This is a genomic window from Bradyrhizobium sp. WSM2254 (assembly GCF_000472645.1).
Classification (GTDB): Bacteria; Pseudomonadota; Alphaproteobacteria; order Rhizobiales; family Xanthobacteraceae; genus Bradyrhizobium; species Bradyrhizobium niftali.
Map to the genome: position 1 here is coordinate 38299 of NZ_AXAB01000050.1, position 16549 is coordinate 54847.

General features: G+C 63.8%; 15 protein-coding genes. 10 read left to right on the forward strand and 5 right to left on the reverse strand.

Annotated elements, in window-relative coordinates; translation table 11 throughout:
* Nucleotides 1-70 precede the first annotated feature (70 nt).
* Together A3M7_RS0131150 and A3M7_RS0131155 are read left to right on the forward strand one after the other, a co-directional pair.
* Entirely contained in the window at nucleotides 71-1198 is a 1128-nt protein-coding gene (locus tag A3M7_RS0131150) for an alkene reductase (protein WP_027547445.1), read from the forward strand.
* Between the two features lie 245 nt (nucleotides 1199-1443).
* Nucleotides 1444-1950 carry a GFA family protein gene (locus tag A3M7_RS0131155; protein WP_027547446.1) on the forward strand — a complete coding sequence of 169 codons (507 nt, stop codon included), beginning with the start codon at nucleotides 1444-1446 and terminating at the stop codon, nucleotides 1948-1950.
* Here A3M7_RS0131155 and A3M7_RS45140 read toward each other — a convergent pair.
* Nucleotides 1904-2446, reverse strand: a complete 543-nt coding sequence (locus A3M7_RS45140; RefSeq protein ID WP_245284355.1) for a TfoX/Sxy family protein — start codon at nucleotides 2444-2446, stop codon at nucleotides 1904-1906. The two genes, A3M7_RS0131155 and A3M7_RS45140, sit on opposite strands and share 47 nt — an antisense overlap.
* A 39-nt stretch (nucleotides 2447-2485) precedes the next feature.
* Between A3M7_RS45140 and A3M7_RS0131165 the strand changes: the two genes are divergently transcribed.
* The gene (locus tag A3M7_RS0131165) at nucleotides 2486-4147 is read left to right on the forward strand and encodes a thiamine pyrophosphate-binding protein (RefSeq protein WP_027547447.1); all 1662 of its coding nucleotides are present in this window, start codon (nucleotides 2486-2488) and stop codon (nucleotides 4145-4147) included.
* Nucleotides 4148-4298: 151 nt separating this feature from the next.
* Here A3M7_RS0131165 and A3M7_RS0131170 read toward each other — a convergent pair whose 3' ends face one another.
* Nucleotides 4299-5678 (reverse strand): LLM class flavin-dependent oxidoreductase, encoded by a 1380-nt coding sequence (locus tag A3M7_RS0131170; RefSeq protein WP_027547448.1) that lies wholly within the window; start codon nucleotides 5676-5678, stop codon nucleotides 4299-4301.
* 272 nt (nucleotides 5679-5950) lie between these two features.
* Here A3M7_RS0131170 and A3M7_RS0131175 point away from each other — a divergent pair, with 272 nt between their 5' ends.
* From A3M7_RS0131175 to A3M7_RS0131200, 6 genes are all read left to right on the forward strand, one after another.
* Entirely contained in the window at nucleotides 5951-7336 is a 1386-nt protein-coding gene (locus A3M7_RS0131175; protein WP_027547449.1) for a M20 family metallopeptidase, read from the forward strand.
* Between the two features lie 112 nt (nucleotides 7337-7448).
* A complete protein-coding gene (locus A3M7_RS0131180) occupies nucleotides 7449-8360 on the forward strand; it encodes an amino acid ABC transporter substrate-binding protein (protein WP_027547450.1) in 912 nt (303 codons plus the stop codon).
* Nucleotides 8361-8486: 126 nt separating this feature from the next.
* Nucleotides 8487-9218, forward strand: coding sequence for an amino acid ABC transporter permease (locus A3M7_RS0131185; RefSeq protein WP_027547451.1), 732 nt, complete (start codon nucleotides 8487-8489; stop codon nucleotides 9216-9218).
* A gap of 4 nt (nucleotides 9219-9222) precedes the next feature.
* Nucleotides 9223-9915, forward strand: a complete 693-nt coding sequence (locus A3M7_RS0131190; RefSeq protein WP_027547452.1) for an amino acid ABC transporter permease — start codon at nucleotides 9223-9225, stop codon at nucleotides 9913-9915.
* 12 nt (nucleotides 9916-9927) lie between these two features.
* Entirely contained in the window at nucleotides 9928-10659 is a 732-nt protein-coding gene (locus tag A3M7_RS0131195) for an amino acid ABC transporter ATP-binding protein (protein WP_027547453.1), read from the forward strand.
* 182 nt (nucleotides 10660-10841) lie between these two features.
* Nucleotides 10842-11702 (forward strand): D-amino-acid transaminase, encoded by an 861-nt coding sequence (locus A3M7_RS0131200; RefSeq protein ID WP_027547454.1) that lies wholly within the window; start codon nucleotides 10842-10844, stop codon nucleotides 11700-11702.
* Nucleotides 11703-11921: 219 nt separating this feature from the next.
* On the opposite strand, the gene A3M7_RS0131205 is transcribed toward A3M7_RS0131200, so the two are convergent.
* The 3 genes from A3M7_RS0131205 to A3M7_RS0131215 form a co-directional block, all read right to left on the reverse strand.
* On the reverse strand, nucleotides 11922-12383 hold the full coding sequence (locus A3M7_RS0131205; RefSeq protein ID WP_027547455.1) for a carboxymuconolactone decarboxylase family protein: 462 nt from the start codon (nucleotides 12381-12383) through the stop codon (nucleotides 11922-11924).
* A gap of 28 nt (nucleotides 12384-12411) precedes the next feature.
* Nucleotides 12412-14028, reverse strand: a complete 1617-nt coding sequence (locus tag A3M7_RS0131210) for an MDR family MFS transporter (RefSeq protein ID WP_027547456.1) — start codon at nucleotides 14026-14028, stop codon at nucleotides 12412-12414.
* 118 nt (nucleotides 14029-14146) lie between these two features.
* Nucleotides 14147-15328, reverse strand: a complete 1182-nt coding sequence (locus tag A3M7_RS0131215) for an HlyD family secretion protein (protein WP_027547457.1) — start codon at nucleotides 15326-15328, stop codon at nucleotides 14147-14149.
* A 278-nt stretch (nucleotides 15329-15606) separates the two neighbouring features.
* Here A3M7_RS0131215 and A3M7_RS0131225 point away from each other — a divergent pair, with 278 nt between their 5' ends.
* Nucleotides 15607-16518 carry a LysR family transcriptional regulator gene (locus tag A3M7_RS0131225; protein ID WP_027547458.1) on the forward strand — a complete coding sequence of 304 codons (912 nt, stop codon included), beginning with the start codon at nucleotides 15607-15609 and terminating at the stop codon, nucleotides 16516-16518.
* The last annotated feature ends 31 nt before the right edge of the window (nucleotides 16519-16549 follow it).

The window sequence follows — 16549 nt, forward strand, 5'->3', positions numbered from 1 at the left end:
GCGGTACCTTTTACGGTGACCGCCCCTCGCTATATGATCCGCATCCTTCCATAGCCACTTTGGGGCCAGCATGAAATTTCCGGCGTTGTTCAAACCGTTGCAGGTCGGTCCGTACAAGCTCGCGCATCGCGTCGCGATGGCGCCGCTGACGCGCATGCGCGCCGAGCGCGACAGCTTTTCGCCGCGGCCGCTCAATGCCGAATATTACGGCCAGCGCGCAACAAAGGGCGGCCTGCTCATCGCCGAAGCCTCGCCGGTGCTTTCGCACGGCCGCGGCAACCCGGCGACGCCGGGCATCTATTCGGAGGCACAGATCGCCGGCTGGCGCAAGGTGACGGATGCCGTGCATGCCAAGGGCGGCATCATCTTCCTCCAGCTCTGGCATGTCGGCCGCGTCTCGCATTCGTCCTTCCATGGCGGTGAGCTTCCGGTCTCGGCTTCGGCCATCGCGATCAAGGCCGAAGGCATGAAGGCGATGACCGCCGACGGGAAGATTTCCGACTACGAGACGCCGCGCGCGCTGGAGACGGACGAGGTCAAGGGCATCGTCGAGGCCTTCAGGCAGGGCGCGAAGAATGCGCTCGCCGCTGGCTTCGACGGCGTCGAGATCCACGGCGCCAACGGCTATCTGCTCGAGCAGTTCCTGCAATCGCGCAGCAACCAGCGCACCGATCAATATGGCGGATCGATCGAGAACCGCGCGCGGCTTCTGCTCGAAGTCACGCAGGCCGCGATCGATGTCTGGGGCGCGAACCGCGTCGCCGTGCGGCTGTCGCCGCACGGCATCGCCAACGATTCCGGCGAGCCCGATCCGATGCCGCTCTACACCCATGTTGTGAAGGCGCTCGACAAGCTCGGTCTCGCTTATCTGCACCTCATCGAGCCGCGCTCCAGCGGCGCCGGCCGCGCCGACGTCCACTGGGAGAACGTGCCCTCGGCGATGGTGCTGTTCCGTCCGTTCTACAGCGGCGTGCTGATGACGGCCGGCGGCTTTACCGGCGAGACCGCAAATGCGGCAATCGCCGACGGCCATGCCGACATCATCGCCTTTGGCCGCATCTTCATCTCCAACCCCGATTTGCCGCGACGCCTCGCGCACGATTATCCGATCACGCCGTATAACCGTGCGACGTTCTACGGCGGCGAGGAGAAGGGGTATACGGACTATCCGGCGTATGACGAACTGACGCCGGCGTAGGCTCTTTCCGTCATTCCGGGGCGATGCGAAGCATCGAGCCCGGAATCCATCCCGCCTCTTGGTATGCCGCCCGATGGATTCCGGGCTCGCGACTTCGTCGCGCCCCGGAATGACGAGCTTGATTTGTTGCGCGACTGCCAACACAATTTCCGTCATTGCGAGCGTAGCGAAGCAATCCAGACTATCTCCGCGGAAAGACTCTGGATTGCTTCGCTACGCTCGCAATGACGACGGAGGGACCTACCATGGCCAAAGCCGCAGCCGCCGCAGGTATCGCCACTGGCCAATGCCTCTGCGGCAAGGTCACCTTCGAGATCGACGTTCCCGCGCGCTGGGCCTGGCACGATCATTCCGCCGGTAGCCGCCGCGCCCACGGTGCGGCCTATGCGACCTATGTCGGCAGCTGGAAGAAGCGCTTTCGCATCACCTCCGGCAAGACTGCGCTCACGCGCTACGAGGACAAGGCAACGAAGACCGCGCGCAGCTTCTGCTCGCATTGCGGCACGCCGATCGCCTACGAGCGGCCGCGCGGCCAGCACATGGTCAACATCCCGCGCGCCCTGTTCAAGGAGCGCACCGGCCGCCAGCCGCTCTATCACATCGCCATCGAAGAGCTCCAGGAGTGGGCCTACACCGGCGAGCCGCTGGTGCCGCTGAAGGGCTTTCCCGGTGTGGTGTGGCAGCGCTCGAAAAAGAAGAAACGCGCTAGCGGCGAAGACCCTTTCGAGCTCGGCCGCGAGGAGGTGCTTTAGCCCCGGCGGCGACCTTTGTTTTCGCCGAAACAGCCTTCCGCGGCGCCGCTTTGCGTCCCGCTGTATTGGCCGCCACGAAGTCGAGCCCGCGCTTGACCCATTTTTTCAGATCGGCGTCGCTCTGATAGCCGTCTGGCGCGACGCGCACGAAGCCGGTCATGATGCGCCCGCGCATTTCCATCGGGCTGGTGTGCGGCTCCTGCAGCATGCGTGCATGCGCTTCCGGGCCGACGCGGATCAGCATGCCGCCGCGCCCGCTGACCGTGCAGCACATGGTGTTGTTCACCATGAAGCAGAGGCCGCCCATCATCTTCTTTTCCGCGACGTATCGCTGATCAGCCAGTAATTTGCGCACCCGCGCCGCGGTGTTCTCGTCATAGGCCATCGCGTCTCCCCGTGCAGGTTTACGCCCGAGCATGTTCCCAGCTTGCGCGCGCCGACGCAAGTCTGCCATGACGGCGCTTCCTTGCGTGCCTCGGCCAAGTTCGGCCATCATGCCTCCGTCCTTGCGGCAACGCCCGCTCCTGGAGGAAACATGAAGAACAAGATCACCGGCCGCTCCGCCTTTCTCGCGTTGCTCAAGGACGAGGGCATCACGCATCTGTTCGGCAACCCCGGCACCACCGAGCTGCCGATCATGCATGCGCTGAAGGACCACCCTGATCTCACCTATGTGATGGCGATGCAGGAGAGCCTGGTGGTGGCGATCGCCGACGGCTACAGCCGCGCCTCCGGCAAGCTCGTCGCCTGCAACGTCCATGTCGCGCCGGGCCTCGGCAACGCCATGGGCTCGCTTTACAACGCCCAGTTCACGGGCACCCCGATGATTTTGACCGCGGGCCAGCAGGAGCAGGGCCACGGCCTGATGGAGCCGGTGCTGTACGGCCCGCTGGTGCGCATGGCCGAACCGTTGGTGAAATGGGCGGTCGAGGTGACGCGGCTGGAGGATCTGCCGCGCATCGTGCGCCGCGCCGCCAAGGTCGCGATGACGCCGCCGACCGGGCCGGTGTTCATCTCGCTGCCCGGTGACATCCTCAACAGCGAAGCCGGTATCGATCTTGGCCGCTCTACCCGCATCGACGCGCGCACCAGGCCGTCGGACGAAGCGCTGAAGGCCTTTGCCGCGCGGCTGCTCAAGGCCGAACGTCCTGTCATCGTCACCATGGACGAGGTGGTCAAGAGCGATGCGCTGAAGGAGGCGGCCGAACTCGCCGAGCTGCTCGGCGCTGCCGCCTATCAATCCTCGACCGCCTATGGCTCGCACTTCCTCTCGGAAAGCCCGAGCTTCGTCGGCACGCTGGCGCGCGTCCAGAAGGTCGCACGCGATACGCTCGCGCCCTACGATCTCCTGGTCGCGCTCGGTGGCGATCCCGTGCGCATGTCGGTCTATAGCGAAGTCGACCCGCTGCCGGACGGATTGCCGATTCTGCAGGTCGGCCTCGCCGACTGGGAGATCGCCAAGAATTTCGGCGCGGAGATTGCGCTGAAGGCGGACGTCAAGGAAACGCTGCGCGCACTGCTTCCCGTGCTGAAGGAGATGGGCGGCGCGGCACTGGCGCAACGCTCAAGCCAGCGTCGCGCCGAGCTCGCGCCGAAGAACTGGAGCGCGCGCCGCGCCGCTTTGGTCGAGCAGATCGGCAAGAGCGCCGGGCGCACGCCGATCGATCCCGACTATCTGGTGCTGCACATGGTGGAGGCCATGCCCGAGAACGCCATTCTCGTCGATGAAGGCCTCACTTCCAGCCGCCAGATCACGAACCTGCGTCCGCACCGCGATCGCTTCGGCTATCACGGCCTTGCCTCGGGCGGCATCGGCTGGGGCCTGCCGGCATCGGTTGGTGTCAGCATCGCCAATCCGGATCGTCCCGTGGTGTGCTTCTCCGGCGACGGCAGCGCGATGTATTCGATCCAGTCGCTATGGACGGCGGCGCATCACAGGCTGCCGCTCAACGTCGTCATCGCCAACAATGGCGGCTATCGCATCATCAAGCAGCGCCTGCTCGCCTTCCATGGCGACGACAATTATGTCGGCATGGATTTCGTCGACCCGCCGGTGGATTTCGCCGGCATCGCCAGGGCGCTGGGCTGCGAGGCGATCAAGATCAGCGACCCTCGCGAGCTGAAGGCGACGCTGGCGTCGGCGTTTGGCCGGCCCGGGACGAAGCTGATCGAGGTGATGGTGGACGGGAAGGTGTAGCCCTGCTGTCGTCCCGGCGAACGCCGGGACCCATACCGCGTGATCCATCGACTGCGGGTGGTGTCAATCCCGAACGACCAATCTTCGCCAAACTACTCCCTGGGGTTATGGGTCCCGGCGTTCGCCGGGACGACAGCGTGTATGTGGCAGCTTACCCGTTCTTCCCCACCCGATACCCTGCCGCCGGATGCGGCGCGCCGAGCCGTGCGCGGCCATCGCCGAACAGCTTCTCCCGCAATGTGCCTTTTGCGTATTCCGGCTTGTACCGCCCGCGCCGCGTCAGCTCCGGCACCAGCATGTCGGCGATGTCCTCGAAATCGCCGGGCGAGATCGCGAAGGCGACGTTGAGGCCGTCGACGTCGGTTGCCTCGAACCATTGCTCGATCTTGTCCGCGACCATCTCGGGCGTTCCGACCACGACGGGGCCGGCGCCGCCGATGCCGACATGCTCGATGACGTCGCGCACGGTCCAGACGCGATCGGGGTCGGCGCGGGTGACGTTGTCCATGGCGCTGCGGCCGGCATCGTTCTGGACGTGGCGGACCTGCTGGTCGAGGTCGTAGCCGGAGAAGTCGACGCCGGTCCATCCCGACATCAGCGCCAGCGCGCCTTCGGGACTGATATGGCGGCGGTAGTCGGCGTATTTCTCCTTCGCCTCGGCTTCGGTCCGGCCGAGGATGATCGTCATCATCGAGAACATCAGGATCTCGGCCGGATTGCGGCCGAGCGCGGCGGCCTCCTGCCGGATCGCGGAGACGCGCGGTGCGATCACCTTGGCTGACGGCCCCGACATGAACACGCATTCGGCGTGACGCGCGGCGAACTGGCGGCCGCGCGGCGAGGTGCCGGCCTGGTACAGCACGGGCGTGCGCTGCGGCGACGGTTCGCTGAGGTGAATGGTGTTGTTGATGCGATAGTTCGCGCCCTCATGATTGACGCGATGAACCTTTGCGGGATCGGTAAAGATACCGCGCTTGCGATCGCGCAGCACGGCATCGTCCTCCCAGCTCCCTTCCCAGAGCTTGTAGACGACATCCATATATTCGTCGGCGATGTCGTAGCGGTCGTCATGCCCGGTCTGCTTGTCCTTGCCGGCGCCGCGGGCGGCGCTGTCGAGATAGCCGGTGACGACGTTCCAGCCGATCCGCCCCTCGGTGAGATGATCGAGCGTCGACATCCGCCGCGCGAAGGGGTAGGGCGGCTCGAAGGACAAATTGCTGGTGACGCCGAAACCGAGATTTTGCGTCACCGCCGCCATCGCCGAGAGCAGGAGCAGCGGCTCGTTCGACGGTGTCTGTGCTGCATTGCGCAAGGCTGCGTCAGGGCTGTTGCCATAGACGTCGTAGACGCCGAGCACGTCGGCCAGGAACAAGCCGTCGAAGCGGCCGCGCTCCAGCGTCCTGGCAAGGTCGATCCAGTAGGGCAGGCGGTTATATTCGGCGGTGCGGTCGCGCGGATGGGTCCACAGGCCCGGCGACTGGTGTGCGACGCAATTCATCGCAAAGGCGTTGAGCCTGATCTGCTTGGCCATGATGGTCCCCCGGCGCTCTGTACTGAGCGCTCTTCGAATGATAGACGTGCGCCCCAACTTGGCGAAGTTCTTGCATATAACTTGCGCTTGGCAAGGCCAAAATCAGCAGCACTGCTGCCCTTGGCAAGCCGATCTCAAGCGAGCAAGAACGAAATCCCAAGAGAACTACAAGAGAACTACAAGAGAACTACAAGAACAATCCAAGTCCCCGCCACTTTCGAAGGCCGTCCTGTCTCGGGTAGGGTCCTTCCTCGAAGTCCGAAAAGCAAATCATGACCAGAGCCGACGCCATCGCCCGCGCCCGTGAGGATTTCAAATCGGGCGCGCTCCTCGCCGAACTCGACCGCCGCGTCGCCTTCAAGACCGAAAGCCAGAATCCGTCGCGCGGCGCCGAGTTGCGTGCCTATCTGGAACAGGAGATGCAACCGGCCTTCGCTGCGCTCGATTTTCAAAGCCGTATGGTCGAATCCCCCAGCGGCAAGGCGCCGTTCCTGTTCGCCGAGCATCACGAGAGTGCGTCCGCCCCGACCGTGCTGATTTACGGCCACGGCGACGTCGTCGACGGCATGGAAGGCGAATGGCGCGATGGCCGCGATCCCTGGCGCACGACGGTTGCGGGCACGCGCCTCTACGGCCGCGGCACCGCCGACAACAAGGGCCAGCACAGCATCAACATGGCGGCGCTCCGCGCGGTGCGCGAGGCCCGCGGCGGCAAGCTCGGCTTCAACGCCAAATTCATCGTCGAGATGGGTGAGGAAATCGGCTCGCCCGATCTCGGCAAGGTCTGCGATCTCAATCGCGATGCGCTCAAGGCCGATCTGTTCATGGCCTCCGACGGACCGCGCCTGTCGGCAGATCGCCCGACGCTCTTCCTCGGCTGCCGTGGCGGCATCCGCATCCATCTCGACGTGAATTTGCGCGACGGTGGCCATCATTCCGGCAATTGGGGCGGCGTGCTCGCCAATCCCGCGACCATTCTGGTCAACGCGATCTCGACGCTGGTCGATGGCCATGGCCGTCTCCAGCTCGATGCCCTGAAGCCGCCGCGGCTCACCAACCAGATCCGAAGCTATCTTGCCGATGTGCAGGTCGTCCCGACCGAGGACGAGCCGGCGCTGGCGGAGAACTGGGGCGAGGAGGGATTGTCAGCGGCCGAGCGGCTCTATGCCTGGAACACGCTCGAAGTGCTGGCGATGTCCTCGGGCAATATCGAGAAGCCGGCCAACGCCATTCCCGGTCACGCCAATGCCGTGCTGCAACTGCGCTTTGTCGTCGGCACCAAGATCGACGGCCTGATCGAGGCCGTCCGCGCGCATCTGGTCGAGAAGGGTTTCCCGATGGTCGAGGTGCGGGCCGCACAGAGCTTTGCGGCCTCGCGTACCGACTTCGACAGCCCCTGGATCAAATGGGCGGCGGATTCGGTGCGAGAAACGACCGGCAAGGCGCCGGCGGTGCTGCCGAACTTCGGCGGATCGCTGCCGAACGACGTGTTTTCCGAGATCCTGGGCCTGCCGACGATCTGGGTCCCGCACTCCTATCCCGGTTGCTCTCAGCATGCGCCCAATGAGCACATCCTGCTGCCATTGACCGAAGAGGCCTTGACGGTGATGGCCGGGCTGTTCTGGGATCTCGGGGAATTGCCCAAGCCACTGACCTGAGCCACTGATCCTTAGCCATTAACCTGAGCCGCAAGCCAGCCGAAAGTCACATTCTAATCCGGGCCGATTTGTGCTTGCATCCGGCCCATCATCCTGAAAGGGGAACAAAAAAGTGAAGCATTTCCGTCACATCGGTCTCGCGCTTGCCGCGACCTTTGCCGTCAGCCAGGCCGGGGCCCAGGAGCTGACCGGCACGCTGAAGAACATCAAGGACACCGGCGCCATCACGCTGGGCTTCCGCGACTCCTCGATCCCGTTCTCCTATCTGGACGACAACCAGAAGCCCATCGGGTTCGCGATGGATATCTGCTACAAGATCGTCGACGCTGTGAAGAAGGAGCTCAAGCTCGACAAGCTCGAGGTCAAGCTCAACCCGGTCACCTCGGCGACGCGTATTCCGCTGATGGCCAACGGCACCATCGACCTCGAATGCGGCTCGACCACCAACAATGCCGAGCGCCAGAAGCAGGTCGCCTTCACCAACACCCACTTCCTGACCGCCAGCCGCTACGTGTTCAAGAAGTCGAGCGGCCTGAAGTCGATCGACGACCTCAAAGGCAAGACGGTGGTCTCGACCGCCGGCACCACCAATATCAAGCAGCTCACCGAGGCCAACGTTGCGAAGGGCCTCGGCGCCAACATCATCCCGGCCAAGGACCATGCTGAGTCCTTCCTGATGGTCGAGACTGATCGCGCGGTCGCCTTCGTGATGGACGACATCCTGCTCGCGAGCCTTGTTGCCGGCTCCAAGTCGCCGGACGACTACGTCATCTCCAAGGACGCGTTTTCAAAGCCCGAGCCCTACGGCATCATGCTGCGCAAGGACGACGCGCCGTTCAAGAAGGTGGTCGATGCGGCGACCGCTGCGCTCTACACCTCCGGCGAAGGCCAGAAGATCTATGAGAAGTGGTTCACCCAGAAGATTCCGCCGAAGGGCCTCAACCTCAATTCGCCGATCTCGGCCGAGCTGAAGAACGAGTTCGCGAAGCCCACGGACTCGCCGAACCCGGACGACTACAAGTAAGCTGAGTTGACGCCTCTCCCCGTTTGCGGGGAGAGGAAGCAAATTCCGGCCATTCTGGAGGGAGTGGCCGGACATTTGCATAGACGTTTACGACATCTATGATTGGCGCGTTCGCGCGGGGGACACGTGAACTACCACTGGAACTGGGGAATCTTCTTCGAGCCGAACCCGATGGGGACCGGCACCTATCTCGACATGCTGCTGTCGGGGCTGGCGCTGACCCTGAAGACGGCGGTTCTTGCATGGATCATCGCGCTGGTCTTCGGCTCGCTGATCGGCGTCATGCGCACGCTGCCCTCCAGGGCGGCCTACTGGTTCGGCTTCTGCTGGGTCGAGTTCTTCCGCAACATGCCGCTGCTGGTGCAGCTGTTCCTGTGGTACTTCGTGCTGCCGGAATTGTTGCCGAAGGCGGCCGGCACCTGGCTGAAGCAACTGCCGAACGCACCGTTCTGGACCGCTGCGATCGGCGTCGGCCTCTTCATGTCGGCGCGTGTCGCCGTGCAATTGCAGGCCGGCATCGGCTCGTTGCCGCGCGGGCAGAAGATGGCCGCAACTGCGCTCGGCCTGACCACCGTGCAGGGCTATCGCTATGTGCTGCTGCCGATGGCGTTCCGCATCATCCTGCCGCCGCTGACCTCCGAGTTCCTCAACACCATCAAGAACACGGCGGTCGCCATCACCATCGGCCTGCTCGAGCTGACCGGACAGGCGCGCTCGATGCAGGAATTCTCGTTCCAGGTGTTCGAGGCCTTCACCGCAGCGACTCTGCTCTATCTCCTTGTCAACGCCGTCGTCGTGACCGCGATGCGCTTCCTCGAGCGCTACGTCGCGATCCCCGGCTACATCACGGGGAAATAGCGCCATGTTCGGTAATCTCGATTTCGACGTCATCCGCCGCGCGCTGCCCTATCTGTTCTTCGAGGGCATGACGTTCACGGTGACCCTGACGACGCTGGCCGGCCTCGGCGGCCTGATCTTCGGCACCGCGATCGCACTGATGCGACTGTCCGGCTTCAAGGTGCTCGGCCGCATCGCCGGCATCTATGTCGACTTCATGCGCTCGCTGCCGCTGGTGCTGGTCATCTTCTGGTTCTACTTCCTGGTGCCCTATATCGGGCAGTGGGTGACCGGCGCGTCGCGGCCGATCAGTGTCGGTGCGTTCGCCTCCTCGCTCATCACCTTCATCATGTTCGAGGCGGCGTACTTCTCCGAGATCATGCGCGCCGGCATCCAGTCGATCTCGCGCGGCCAGCCGGCCGCCGCCAACGCGCTCGGCCTGACCTACGCCCAGACCATGCGCTACGTCGTGCTGCCGCAGGCGTTCCGCAACATGCTGCCGGTGCTGCTGACGCAGACCATTGTGTTGTTCCAGGACACCTCGCTGGTCTACGTGCTCTCGATCCCGGACTTTCTGGGCGCGGCGAGCAAGGTCGCGCAGCGCGACGGCCGCCTGGTCGAGATGTACCTGTTTGCCGCCGTCGTCTACTTCACCATCTCCTGTGTTGCGTCCTTCGGCGTTCGTCGCCTCCAGGCGCGCATCGCCATCATTCGATAGAGCGTGTCGGTCATGATCGAAATCAGCCACGTCAACAAATGGTACAGCCCGACCTTCCAGGTGCTGACCGACTGCACCACCAGCGTCACCAAGGGGGAGGTCGTCGTGGTCTGCGGTCCCTCGGGTTCGGGCAAGTCGACGCTGATCAAATGCGTCAATGCGCTGGAGCCGTTCCAGGAAGGCGACATCAGCGTCGACGGCACCAAGGTCAACGACCCCAAGACCGATTTGCCGAAGCTGCGCTCGCGCGTCGGCATGGTGTTCCAGCATTTCGAGCTGTTTCCGCATCTCAAGATCATCGACAATCTCTGCCTCGCCCAGCAGAAGGTGCTGGGCCGGTCGTCTGACAAGGCGGTGGCGAAGGGCATGCAGTTGCTGGATCGCGTCGGCCTCAAGGAGCAGGCGCAGAAGTTTCCGGCGCAGCTCTCCGGTGGCCAGCAGCAGCGCGTTGCGATCGCGCGCGCGCTCGCCATGGACCCCATTGTCATGCTGTTCGACGAACCGACCTCGGCGCTCGACCCCGAGATGGTGAGCGAGGTGCTCGACGTCATGGTCGACCTCGCCCATGAGGGCATGACCATGATGGTCGTCACCCACGAGATGGGCTTTGCCCGAAAGGTCGCCAATCGCGTGATCTTCATGGATCGCGGCGAGATCGTCGAGGACGCGGCGAAGGAGGATTTCTTCGGCAAGCCGCGCAGCGACCGCGCGCAGAAGTTCCTGTCGAAGATTCTGTCGCATTAACTTTCTGGCGTCATTCCGGGGCGCGACGCAGTCGCGAGCCCGGAATCCATAACCACCATCGGGAGTATGGATCCCGGGCTCGCGCTACGCGCGCCCCGGGATGACGAAGAGTAGGGTTTATCGGGCTCACCAAATCCCGTATACGGACAGCCAAATCCCCTTTTCCCGCCAGGAGACCTGCCTTGGACTCGATCGCCTACGTCAACGGCTCATTCGTCCCGCTCTCGGAAGCCAAGATCTCGGTTCTCGACCGCGGCTTCCTGTTCGCCGACGGCATCTACGAGGTCTCGGCTGTGCTGGATGGCAAGCTGGTCGACAACGCCTCGCATCTGGCGCGGCTGGAGCGTTCTGTCGGCGAGATCAGCTTGAGGCTGCCGGAGACGGTCGAGCGCATCACCGAGCTCCAGAAGGAGCTGATCGCGCGCAACAAGCTCGAGAGCGGCCTCGTCTATCTCCAGGTCACGCGCGGCGCCGACAAGGGCCGCGACTTCCCGTTCCCCAAGGGCGACGTCAAGTCGAGCCTCGTGATGTTCACCTCGGAAAAGGACATCATCAACGCCGCGGTGGCAAAGACCGGCATCAACGTGATCACGGTGCCCGACATCCGCTGGGAACGGCGTGACATCAAGAGCGTGGCGCTGCTGGCGCAGGTGCTGGCGAAGCAGGCCGCGGCGGAAGCCGGCGCAGGCGAAGCCTGGATGCTGCAGGATGGATACGTCACCGAGGGCGGTTCATCGTCAGCGTTCATCCTCACCAAGGACGACGTTATCGTCACCCGCAAGAACTCCAACGCGATCTTGCCGGGCTGTACCCGCAAGGCCGTCATTGCGCTCGCGGAAGAACGTCAGCTCCGCGTCGAGGAGCGGTCCTTCACGGTCGCCGAGGCGCTCGCCGCCAAGGAAGCTTTCATCACCTCGGCCTCGTCGTTCGTGCAGCCGGTGGTCGCGGTCGATGGCAAGACAATCGGCGAGGGCAAGCCTGGCCCGATGGCGACGCGTCTGCGCGAGATCTACGTGGAATTCGCCAAGGCGACGGCGGTTTAGGCCACACCCTCCACTGTCATCGCCCGCGAAGGCGGGCGATCCAGTACTCCGTGACATGAGTGCTTGAATCGAGAGGCGGCGGCGTACTGGATTCCCCGCTTGCCGCCTACGCTAATGCTTCGGCGCCCCTGGACCTCAACCCCGGCGAAGCCTTGGCGTAGCCGGGTCGCGGGGCATGACAGTCGAAAGTGTGGAGGCACATTGGCCTTCACACACCCCTCACACCACTGACGCCTTCACCTTCACCGGATGCACCGCGCGAAACGCGATCGCGATTCTGTTCCAGGCATTGATGGCCCCGATCAGCATCGTCAGGTTCACCGTCTCCGTGTCGGAGAATTGCGCGCGGACCTGCTCGTAGACGTCGTCGGGCGCATGCGTCTCTGAGATCAGCGTGACCGACTCGGTCCAGGCCAGCGCGGCACGCTCGCGGTCGGTGTAGAGCGGGGATTCGCGCCAGGCGTTGAGCAGATAGATCCGCTGTTCGGTCTCGCCGCGCTTGCGGGCGTCCTCGGTGTGCATGTTGATGCAAAAGGCGCAGCCGTTGATTTGCGACGCCCGGATCTTGACGAGCTCGATCAGCGATTTTTCGAGGCCGGTCGACTGGATCTGCTCTTCCAGCGCCATCAGCGCTTTCATCGTGTCGGGGGCGGCCTGGTAGAAATTCATGCGGGGCTTCATGGTCGTTCTCCTTTTGCTGGGGTTGACGTCAGTGGGCTCCACCGGCCGAGGTCTGGCCGGGCTTCTTCAGGAAGAATACGGCGATCAGGGCCACGATCAGTGCCATGCCGAGCAGATAGAAGGTGTCGCTGAAGGCGAAGATGTAAGCCTGCTTCTGCACGGTATGGCCGATCGCGACATAGGCGCGATGCGCGGCGTCGGCGCGGTCGAGCACGCCGTGATTGATGAAATATTGCGTCAGCTGCTCCAGCCGCGTCCGGGTCGCCTGCTCGAACACCGAGACCGACTGCATCAGCACGTTGGAGTGATATTGCTCGCGCTTGGTCAGTACAGTCTGAAGCAGCGCGATGCCGACGGCGCCGCCGAGATTACGCATCATATTGAACAGGCCTGAGGCCGAGCCCGCATTCTCCGCTTCGATGCCGGCGGTCGCCACAGCCGACAACGGGGCCATCACGAGTGCCTGGCCGATCGCACGGACGACATTGGGCCACAACAGCTGGTCGGCAGCGTAATCGTTGGTCATATAGATGTTCATGAAGTTGGAGCCTGCGAACAACACGAAGCCGACGCCGATGATGATCCGCGCGTCGAACTTCTGCATCAGGCGCGGCACCAGCGGGATCAGCAGGAGTTGTGGCAATCCGGTCCAGGCCAGCACCATGCCGATCTGCTCGGCATTGTAGCCCTGGATGCGCGCCAGATATTGCGGCAGGATGAAGACCGAGCCGTAGAGCGCGACACCGAGCAGGAAGTTCGCGAGCATGCCGAAGCCGAAATTGCGGCGCACCAGCAGGCGCAAGTTGAGCAGCGGCTTCTTCACGGTGAGTTCGATGATCAGGAAGGCGGTCAGCGCGACGGCCGCGATGACTGACAGCTTGACGATGAAGGGCGAGCCGAACCAATCGTCCTTGTTGCCCTCTTCCAGCACGGTCTGAAGCGCCGACAGGCCGATCGCCATGGTGATGATGCCGGCCCAGTCGCCTTCGCGCAGCAGCGCGAGCTTCATCGGCTTGGCCTCGAGCGCGTACCAGAGCATGCCAACCATGATCGCGCCCGGCACGAGGTTGACGTAGAAGATGTACTGCCAGCCGAAATTCTCGGTGAGATAGCCGCCGATGGTCGGGCCGATCGCGGGCGCGAACGTCGCCGACAGCGCGAACAGGGCAAGGCCGACCGGCTGCTTGCCGCGCGGCAGCAGCGTGATGATCAGTGTGAACGCCATCGGGATCAGCACGCCGCCGGTGAAACCCTGCACGGCGCGCAGCACGATCATCTGCGGCAGGTCCTGCGCCAGCGCGCACGCCGCGGAGAGCAGCAGGAACAGGATCGCGTTGGTGAGGAGATAGATGCGGATCGAGAACACCTGGGCGAGCCAGCCCGACAGCGGGATCACCACGATCTCTGCGATCAGATAGGACGTCGAGATCCAGCCGCCGTCGTCGATTCCGGCGCCGATCGCGCCTTGGATGTCGGCGAGCGAGGCGTTGACGATCTGGATGTTCAGCACCGCCATGAAGGCGCCGAGCGTCGCGCCGATCACCGCGATCCAGGTCTTGGCGGAAATTGCCGGCGTGACGGGCGCGGCAGGGGCGGGAACGCTTGCAGCGGAAGCGGTGTCGACTGTCGGTTGGAGCGTGCTCATGGAAGCCTCGTCTCGGGTACGGAGACAGGATGCTTTAGGCGGATGGTTTCGATAATCGGCGACGTTTGGGAAGGATCATCCGGCAGGGTTTGACAATCCTGCCGTATGTCCCTCGAGGTCAGCCGCCGTTCGGGCGAGAGGTGTTGTCGGCGAGGCGCCTGGCCGTCTCACGCTCGGCCAGCACGGCCTGCTTGGTGTCTACCGTTGGCACCGCGGACATGCCCGGCCGCAACAGGCCGGTCAGGCTGTGATCGTCGAGCACGATCTTCACCGGGACGCGCTGCACGATCTTGGTGAAATTGCCGGTGGCGTTATCGGGCGGCAGCAGCGCGAATTCGAGCCCGCTGGCCGGCGACAGGCTGTCGACATGACCGCGCAGGGTCTGGCTGCGGAAGCTGTCGACGCGCAGCTCGACCGGCTGGCCGGGACGCACATGGGTGAGCTGCGTCTCCTTGAAGTTCGCGACCACATAGACCGCATCGAGGGGCACTACCGCCATCAATTGCGTGCCGGCCTGCACGAACTGGCCAACGCGCAGGCTGCGGGCACCGACCGTGCCGTCGACCGGCGCGGTGATCTCGGTATAGGACAGGTTCAGCCGCGCCTGGTCCGCAACGGCGCGGGCGTGTTCGAGCTGGGCCGTGGCCTGGGCGCGCTGGGTGGTGAGCACGTCGACCTTGCGCTGTGCGGCCAGAAGGCCCGATTTCGCGTGCTGCAATTGCGCGCTGCTGGCGCGCAGCGCCGCATCGGTCTGCTGTGCGCGCTGGATCGTGCCGGAGCCCGACTTCATGAGATCGTCGTAGCGGGCGCGCTCCTCCTGGGCGAATTTCAGGTTGGCGTCCGCAGCCGTGACATCGGCCGTGCTCTGTTCGATGATCGGCTGTTGCAGTTCGAGCTGGGCATCGAGGTTGCGCACGGAAGCCTCCGCGGCGGCGACATCGGCGCGGGCCTGATCGAGCGCCGCCCTGAAGTCGCGATCGTCGATCCGGGCCAGCACCTGGCCGGCTTTGACCTTTTCGTTGTCGCCGACCAGGACCTTCGCGATGTAGCCGGAAACCTTCGGCGCGACGATCGTGGAGTCCGCCTTTACATAGGCGTCGTCGGTCGTCTCGAGATAACGGCCGTTGGTCCAGTAGTCGTGTCCGTAATAGGCGATCGCTGCCGTGCCCGCGAGGAGCGCGAGCGCCAAGGCCGCCCGCCGGAGCTTGTTGCGGACCGGCACAAACGGCGGCGCCTTGGAATAATCCTGAGTGATTTCAGTTGCTTGCTGAAAGGTTTCGGTGCGGGGCATCTCGGACATGACGGTCTCCTATCGGCTGGCAGGGACTATCGGTCTTTCCAGTTAGAGCGATAATCGGCGAAATGCTGGAAGGATTATCCACTGCGGGTGGATAGTCCGGGACCTCGCCTGAGGTGCGTATGATCTACCCAACCGGACGCGCGACTGCCCCAGAGCGATTGCCGCACCTGTCGAGCGATTGCTGCTAACGCAGCACCAATGCCGCGCGCGGGATGATCTGATAGATAATCGGGGCGAATTCCTTGAGATTATCGATCAAGAGCGGATAATCAGGCGGCATGGACCGATTGACCAGCCTCGAAGTCTTCAGCCGTGTGGTCGAGACCGGCGGCTTCTCCGCAGCAGCCCGCAAGCTCAACATGTCGACCACCATGGTGAGCAATCACGTTCAGGCGCTGGAAGACCGGCTCGGGGTGAGGCTGCTTCAGCGCACCACGCGCAGGGTCAACCTCACCGAGATCGGCAAGGCCTATTACGACCGCTGCGTCCAGATCCTCGCCGATATCGAACAGGCCGACGATATCGCGAGCGAATTGCAGTCGGTGCCCCGCGGCACGTTGCGCGTCCACGTCGCCACGCACATGGTGCCGTTTGTCGCGCCCGTCGTGGCGAAACTCCTGTCGACCTATCCAGAGCTCAAGATCGATCTGCGCATGGGCGAAGCCGACCTCGACCTCATCGAGGAAGGCTATGACATTGCCGTGCGCATGACGCCGCCGCCGGATTCGAGCCTGATCGTGCGGAGCCTCGCCACCTGGCGTCACGTGCTGTGCTGTTCCCACGAATACATCGAAAAGCACGGCCGGGTGCAGAAGCTCGACGAGCTCACTGCGCATAATTGCGGTCGTCACCTGAACTATCCGTTTGGCGATGAATGGCGCTTCCTCGATCGCAAGGGAGCGTCGGCTTCGGTGCGTATCTCCGGCAGCTTCATCACCAACAGCGGAGAAGCGCTGCGGAAGGTCGCGCTGGGGGGCGCTGCCGTCTGCCTGATGGCGGGGTTTCTCATTCAGGACGACCTCGAGGCCGGCCGCCTCGTGCGCCTGTTGCCGGAATATCGGACGGTCGAGCTGTCCATGAATGCTGTCTATCCGCACAAGCATCATCTGTCGGCGAAGGTCAGAACCTTCATCGACATGCTCGTGCACCACAGTGCCGAGCAGCAGAAGCTGATCAATCCGTATTCGTGAGACGCTGCCAATTCCTCAACCTGAGGAGCGC